The following is a 669-nucleotide window of genomic DNA, read 5'->3' as shown; positions in this document are numbered from 1 at the left end:
GCCCTGATGCTCATCGGTGCACGGCTGCGGCCCGCGCTGCCGTTCTCACTGATCGCTGTCGTGGCCGCGACCGTCACCGCCAGGCTCGCCGGCCTGCCGGTCGCCACCATCGGCCACCTGCCCTCCGGACTCCCGGCCCCCTCGCTCGGCTTCCTCGGCCTCTCCGCCGTCCCCGCCCTGCTGCCCTCGGCGCTGGCCGTCGCCGCGCTGGCCGCGTTGGAGTCGCTGATGTCCGCGACCGCCGCGGACGCGATGAGCGTCTCCGAGCGCCACGACAGCAACCGCGAACTGTTCGGCCAGGGCCTGGCCAACCTCGCCGCCCCGCTGTTCGGCGGCGTCGCCGCCACCGGCGCGATCGCCCGTACCGCCGTCAACGTCCGCTCCGGCGCCGTCTCCCGGCTCGCCGCCCTGGTCCACGCCGCCGTCCTGGCGGTGATCGTCTTCGCCGCCGCGCCCCTGGTCGCCGGGATCCCGCTCGCCGCCCTGGCCGGGGTGCTGATCGCCACCGCCGTACGGATGGTCCAGGTCGGCTCGCTGCGCGCGCTCGCCCGCACCGGCCGCGGCGAGGCCGCCGTCCTCGCGCTCACCGCCGCAGCCACCCTCGCCTTCGACCTGGTCACCGCCGTCGTGGTCGGCCCGCTCGTCTCCGGCGTCCTGGCACTGGCCGCC

General features: G+C 77.0%; 1 protein-coding gene. It reads left to right on the top strand.

What is annotated here, in order from left to right; translation table 11 throughout:
- The coding region (locus ACFQ87_RS43075; protein WP_380616466.1) for a SulP family inorganic anion transporter at window positions 1–669 on the top strand (669 nt) is incomplete at both ends.

Source organism: Kitasatospora sp. NPDC056531, assembly GCF_042794375.1.
Lineage (GTDB): Bacteria > Actinomycetota > Actinomycetes > Streptomycetales > Streptomycetaceae > Kitasatospora.
This window is presented reverse-complemented; position numbering and strand designations above follow the sequence as displayed.